General features: G+C 43.0%; 5 protein-coding genes. 3 read left to right on the forward strand and 2 right to left on the reverse strand.

The genetic code is table 11. The annotated features are described in order from the left end of the window. Together RT143_RS11515 and RT143_RS11520 are read right to left on the reverse strand one after the other, a co-directional pair. On the reverse strand, positions 1-1,208 hold a 1,208-nt coding region (locus RT143_RS11515), incomplete at its 3' end, for an acetyl-CoA C-acetyltransferase (RefSeq protein WP_007117086.1). A gap of 125 nt (positions 1,209-1,333) precedes the next feature. Continuing rightward, the gene (locus RT143_RS11520; protein ID WP_050324617.1) at positions 1,334-2,482 is read right to left on the reverse strand and encodes an acyl-CoA dehydrogenase family protein; all 1,149 of its coding nucleotides are present in this window, start codon (positions 2,480-2,482) and stop codon (positions 1,334-1,336) included. A 282-nt stretch (positions 2,483-2,764) separates the two neighbouring features. Here RT143_RS11520 and RT143_RS11525 point away from each other — a divergent pair, with 282 nt between their 5' ends. The 3 genes from RT143_RS11525 to RT143_RS11535 form a co-directional block, all read left to right on the forward strand. Then, positions 2,765-3,427, forward strand: coding sequence for a TetR/AcrR family transcriptional regulator (locus tag RT143_RS11525; RefSeq protein WP_224054453.1), 663 nt, complete (start codon positions 2,765-2,767; stop codon positions 3,425-3,427). Positions 3,428-3,782: 355 nt separating this feature from the next. Next, positions 3,783-4,799, forward strand: a complete 1,017-nt coding sequence (locus RT143_RS11530) for an aliphatic sulfonate ABC transporter substrate-binding protein (RefSeq protein ID WP_313093178.1) — start codon at positions 3,783-3,785, stop codon at positions 4,797-4,799. A gap of 152 nt (positions 4,800-4,951) precedes the next feature. After that, on the forward strand, positions 4,952-5,221 hold a 270-nt coding region (locus tag RT143_RS11535), incomplete at its 3' end, for a hypothetical protein (RefSeq protein WP_313093179.1).

The following is a 5,221-nucleotide window of genomic DNA, read 5'->3' on the forward strand; positions in this document are numbered from 1 at the left end:
TAAACACGTTCAATAATCGTGGCAATACCCATACCGCCACCGACACATAAGGTCGCAAGTCCAGTGGTCAAATCTCGGCGCTCCAATTCATCTAACAAAGTGTTAATCAAAATTGCCCCTGTTGCGCCTAATGGATGTCCCATAGCAATCGCACCACCGTTGACATTCACGATATCCATATTAAGCCCTAGGTCTTTTGCCGTTTTCATTGGCACCGCTGCAAACGCTTCGTTGATTTCCCATAGGTCAATATCAGACACCTGCATATTCGCCCGGGCTAAGGCTTTTCTTGCGGCTAGTGTCGGACCTGTTAGCATTATCGTCGGTTCTGACCCCACCACTGCCGCCATCGTGACTTTGGCACGGGGTTTTAAATTCGCCGCTTGTCCCGCTGATTGACTACCAAGCAGACATAACGCGGCCCCGTCAACGATACCTGATGAGTTACCGGCATGGTGCACATGGTTAATTTTTTCAATCGTGGCATATTTATCTAAGACCACTTTATCAAAGCCCATTTTTCCTGGCATGGCAAACGAGGGCTTTAATTCTGCCAAGCGTTCAACGCTGGTATCAGCGCGAATGGTTTCGTCATGGTCTAAAATCATCAGACCATTGATATCTTTAACAGGAATAATCGATTTAGCAAAATACCCTTGCTCAGAAGCCTGCTGGGCTCTGCGATGAGACTCGGTGGCATAGGCATCAACATCACTGCGACTAAACCCTTCTAATGTCGCAATCGTATCAGCGCCGATGCCTTGTGGGGCAAAGCCGGTGGCGGTATTGACGCGTGGGTCCATGTACCAAGCACCGCCGTCTAACCCCATTTTGACACGGCTCATAGACTCCACGCCACCTGCCACCACCATATCTTCCATGCCTGACATGATTTTGCTCGCGGCTAAATTAATCGACTCTAACCCTGATGCACAAAACCGTGATAGGGTAACGCCTGCCACCGATTCTGCCCAACCGGCATCAATTACCGCAATTCGGGCGATATCCGAGCCTTGCTCACCAACAGGGGTGACACAACCTAGTACCACATCATCCACTAACTGCGTGTCCAACTGATTGCGTGACTGTAAATTTGTCAGCAGTTCTCTGATTAACCAAATTGGAGCGACTTGGTGCAAGCTGCCATCGGATTTGCCTTTGCCACGCGGCGTGCGGATAGCATCATAAATATAAGCGGTATTACTCATTTGATTTTCCTTAATCATGATTAAAATTTGTCAATTGCTAAAGGCTAATCCTAATATCTAATCCTAATATCTGATACTAATATCTAGGCTAGCTAAAAAGTGGCGCAGCCATATAAAACGATGAGTTACATAAAACGAGACGCCAACTCTTTCATGATTTCATTGGTACCGCCATAGATTTTTTGCACTCGGGCATCAGCATATAATCGGGCAATCGGATACTCCAGCATATAACCATAGCCACCAAATAGCTGTAAGCATTCATCCGTGACTTTGGCTTGTTTATCCGTGGTAAAGGCTTTTAATAGAGCGGCATGTTGTACGGTCAGTTTTTTGTTAAGATGGGCCTCGAGTGCCGCATCACACATCGCCCTGACGGCAAGGTAGTCCGCATTACATTCGGCAAGTTTAAATCGGGTATTTTGAAATGACCACACAGGCTTGTTAAAGGCGTGGCGTTCTTTGGTATATTCGATGGTAAGTTCAATCGATTTCTTAATCGCCCCGGCCGCCGCCAAAGCAATGATTAAGCGTTCTTGTGGCAACTCTTGCATCAACTGAATAAAGCCCATGCCCTCCACACTGCCCAATAAGTTTTTTTGTGGGACACGCACATTATTGAAGAACAACTCTGAGGTATCTTGTGACGATAAACCGATTTTCTCTAAGTTGCGACCCCGCTCAAAGCCTGCTAATCCATCGGTTTCTAACACCAAGAGAGATACCCCTTGAGCGCCTTTTTCACGGTCGGTTTTACAAGCGACGATAATTAGGTTGGCTAACTGGCCATTGGTGATAAAAGTTTTAGAACCATTTAAAATGTAGTCATCACCGTCTTTAACGGCATAGGTTTTGATAGCTTGCAAATCCGACCCCGTCCCTGGCTCGGTCATCGCAATCGCACCAACCAATTCGCCCGTTGCCATTTTTGGTAACCAACGCTGTTTTTGCTGTTCACTGCCATGATGCAAGATATAAGGTGCCACAATACCTGAATGCAAAAAGCCACCAAATCCGCTCAAGGCCGCATCGGCTTGGGCATAAATCAATGCCGCTTCATGACGAAAGTCGCCACCGGCACCGCCATACTCTTCAGGCATCGATGCACATAAAAAGCCCATCGAGCCTGCTTCAAGCCATGCTTCTTTATCCATCATGCCGTTTTTTCGCCACTCGATGTCTTTATCAATCCAAGTTTGAAAAAACTTCTTGGCAGTATCTTCTAGCATGGCGACTTCTTCGTTCATCCAGCTTGATTCAAAATGGTTGATCATCCTTGATTCCTCGTTCGTTATTGAGAGGTTAATTAAACCGTTATAATAGTAATATTAATTACTACCTTAAAAAATTGCTCGGCTATTTATAGTTATTTATCCTTAAATTATATTATAAAGGTAATTTATATTACCATTGTAATACCAACTAAAAACCCTAAGATTATGATTAAATAGCCAAATAATGCCGCCATCATAACAAAGATAAAAAATGAGAACAATATTGTCTGTGGATATGGTAATATATATTACTATTTTTTAAATATCTAAATAGAGAATATTATGACTGCGTTGAAAAAGCCAATGACGCTTGGACGTCCTAGTAATACAATGGGTGATTTAACCTTACTTGCGCAGATACGACCTGCAACCTTAGATAAAATCGAAAAAAGTGTGATTACACTGTATGCCAGTGGTGAGAGTGAGGTCGCTGCGGATAGTGTGACTATGCAGTCAATTGCAAAACACGCGAACGTGTCACTGCAGACCTTGTATAAATATTTTGGCGATAAAAACACGCTGATATATGTGATTTTAGATCGAGTGCTTAGTCGCCTAGCCGCTCGAATGATTGACCATTTGAGCGGTATTGATAGTGTCAAAGACCGGCTGCGTAAGACGCTATGGGTGATGTTTGATTTTGTTGACCACAATCCTGATGCGGTATTGTTTTTTTCTACAGCGATTCCTGTCTCCCACTATCAACATATTGCCATTTATGAAAACAAGGATTTGATGGAAGCTTTTTTGCAAGTGTTGTCGGATGGGCAGCAGCGTGGGGAGCTTAATCAAAATGTCTCGCTTAAAACCTTATTAGATGTGTTTATGGGGTTTATCACCCGATTGGGGCTGATGCACGTGTTAAGACACGCTGCCAAACCGATGACGGCTGACTTTGATCCTTTGTTTGATATCCTATGGCAGGCTATTTCACGGCATGACTAAGAGAATAACGCATTTCACAAATACACGAACAACAATCTAGGAATGTTTGTCCGCTATTATTAATAAATGAACGGTCTAGCACTGGCTGTAGCGATTGCGCCCTATGTTTTTCTCTACGGAAAATAGCATTTATCTGTCCACACATCCTTCCGCTATCAATAAACAATAAATTAAAGCGGTTAGCAAATTCTTCTATATTCTTATCAATTATAATTATTAAGCTTTGTTATTATTCTGTGGAATAATGTCACCATTCGATGATACTTGATAGGGCTTTATAGCATTTCATCTCGAAAAAAATGAAAAATTTTGAGGATAAGGACAAATTGTCCTAAATATTGCATAAGGTATTGTAATGAAAAAAGTTTCTGCTCTACTTATTTCGGGGTTTAGTATTAGCTTGCTATTAGCAGGTTGCCAGCAAAATACCACTAAATCTGCCAATGCGGCAACCACCAATGAAGCAAAGACCAATGAAAGTAAGAGCGGTGATTCAAAACCACTTGAAGAAGTGCGTATCGGATTACAAAGCTCAGGGGCGTTGGTGTATTTGCGTGAAAGTAAGCTGCTTGAAAAGTCGCTCGAAAAATCCGGCATCAAAGTCAATTGGGTGCAGTTTCAATCGGGACCGCCGATGCTAGAAGCGCTAAATACCAACAATATTGACTTTGGCACCACAGGGGACACGCCACCCATTTTTGCCCAAGCCGCGGGTAGCAATTTGGTGTATGTTGCCTATGAAAATCCTTCACCACAGTCTGAAGCCGTCATTGTCCCCGCGAGTTCAACCTTAAAGTCAGTGGCTGAATTAAAAGGTAAATCTGTGGCGGTGACTAAAGGCTCTAGTGCCAACTATACGTTACTAAAAGCATTGGAACGTGACAAATTAAGTTTTGCTGACATAGATGTCAAGTATTTACAGCCATCTGATGCCCGTGCTGCCTTTGAATCAGGGAAATTGGATGCTTGGACCGTTTGGGAGCCTTATCTATCGAGTGCCAAAATTGAGCTAAAAGCGCGAGTTTTGACCGACGCTACAGGTCTTAAGCCCAATAATACATCGTTTTATTTGGCATCAACGGATTTTGCTCAAAAACACCCCGATGTGATTAAAGACATTGTCAAAGCCATTGATGAAGCGGATAAAGCGATTACCGCTGACCCGGTAACTTTTAGCAAAATGATCCAAAAAGTCACCAATCTAAAACCTGACGTGGCGTTAGCCTCGGTGAAATCAAGAAATTACGGTGTCAACTATATCACCGATGACATCATTCAAGCCCAGCAGCAAGAAGCGGATACTTTTTATAAAAATAAATTGCTGCCAAAACAAATACAGGTAAAAGATATTGTTTGGTATCCACCCAAGTAAAACTATGGCTAGTAAAAAGCTAGTAAAAAAAGAATAGGTAATCTTTATGACGCTAGCTTGCGCTTACTACTTTGAAGCGATACAGCCGACAGTTAAGCTTTTAACAGTCATTAATAAAGTTGCATTGATAAATTTGCAGTGAGAGGTTGTTTATGAAAACGTCAAGTTTTGTTGCGGATAATTCAGTGGTAGCGACATCAAAGCCGCTACCGACGAAACCGATAAGGGTGAATGCGCCAGTCAAGACATTGTCAACCCACAAGGTTGTTAAAACCCTATTTGGGCGTACAGGGGGTTGGTGGTTGCCGTTACTTATGTTGGCGGGTTGGCAACTGGTAGCAAGTTTTCAATTACTACCTGAGGCTTACCTTAAAAATATTTCGTCACCCAGTGCCGTTCTTCAAGCGGGCTATGAACTCATA

Source organism: Moraxella sp. CTOTU48268, from assembly GCF_032069585.1.
Classification (GTDB): domain Bacteria; phylum Pseudomonadota; class Gammaproteobacteria; order Pseudomonadales; family Moraxellaceae; genus Faucicola; species Faucicola cinerea.

Excerpts from the sequence above, each read along its gene's own strand:
- RT143_RS11520 (WP_050324617.1), bottom strand. The coding sequence starts at position 2,482 with ATGATCAACCATTTTGAATCAAGCTGGATGAACGAAGAAGTCGCCATG.
- RT143_RS11525 (WP_224054453.1), top strand. The coding sequence starts at position 2,765 with ATGACTGCGTTGAAAAAGCCAATGACGCTTGGACGTCCTAGTAATACA.
- RT143_RS11530 (WP_313093178.1), top strand. The coding sequence starts at position 3,783 with ATGAAAAAAGTTTCTGCTCTACTTATTTCGGGGTTTAGTATTAGCTTG.